We start from the raw sequence: 812 nt of genomic DNA, 5'->3' as shown, positions 1-812 counted from the left end.
ATGCGAGGAAGTGGCTGGCTTTGCGTTCGTAGCGGATGGTGAGTCGTCGGTATCCGGTGAGCCAGGAGATCGTCCGTTCGATCATCCAGCGGTGTCGCCCGAGCTTCTCGCTGGACTCGACGCCTTTGCGGGCGATACGCACCTGGATATCACGTCGACGGACCCACGCGCGCAGTTCAGTATGGTCGTAGGCCTTGTCCGCATGCAGCTTGGCGGGTTTGCGGCGACGCGGTCCACGGCGGGATCGGATCGCCGGGATTGCCCGCACCAGCGGCTTGAGCGCGTAGGAGTCGTTGGTGTTCGCCGCTGAGACACCAACCACGAGTGGCAGCCCGGCGCCTTCGGTCAGGACGTGCAGCTTCGAGCCGGGCTTGCCGCGGTCGACCGGACTTGGCCCGGTCAGCGATCCCCCCTTTTCGCCCGCACCGATGCGGCGTCGACGATGACCCGGGACCAGTCGATCATCCCGTGGCCGCCGAGTTCGTCGAGTACCGCGTGGTGGAGTCGGCGCCACAACCCGGCCTTGGTCCACTGACTGAATCGGCGGTGCGCGGTCTGGAACGGCACCCCGAATGAGGGCGGCAGATCCCGCCACGCACACCCACTGGTCAACACATAGACGATCGCGGTGAACACCGCACGAGCAGACAACGGCGCGGTCCCGCCACCCTGAGGCCGAGCCCGAAACCGCGGAACCAACGGCTCAACCAGCACCCACATCTCATCGGGCACCAACCGCTCTGACAGATAATCAGCCACGGCCCAAGATCATGACCGCAAGATCGTCAAATCCACGTGAGACATGGTCTAAG

1 protein-coding gene is annotated in these 812 nt (G+C 64.9%); it reads right to left on the bottom strand.

All coding sequences use genetic code 11. The features are described 5' to 3' along the window. Window positions 1-759 (bottom strand): IS5 family transposase gene (locus ACYVIP_RS44640; RefSeq protein ID WP_460407306.1). Its coding sequence is split into 2 segments (ribosomal slippage), with 760 coding nucleotides annotated over them: window positions 1-417 and window positions 417-759; the frame shifts between segments, so codons are not numbered across the junction. This gene is flagged as partial in the annotation. Window positions 760-812: the final 53 nt, after the last annotated feature.

The sequence above is a fragment of the Actinophytocola sediminis genome (assembly GCF_054779715.1).
This window is presented reverse-complemented; position numbering and strand designations above follow the sequence as displayed.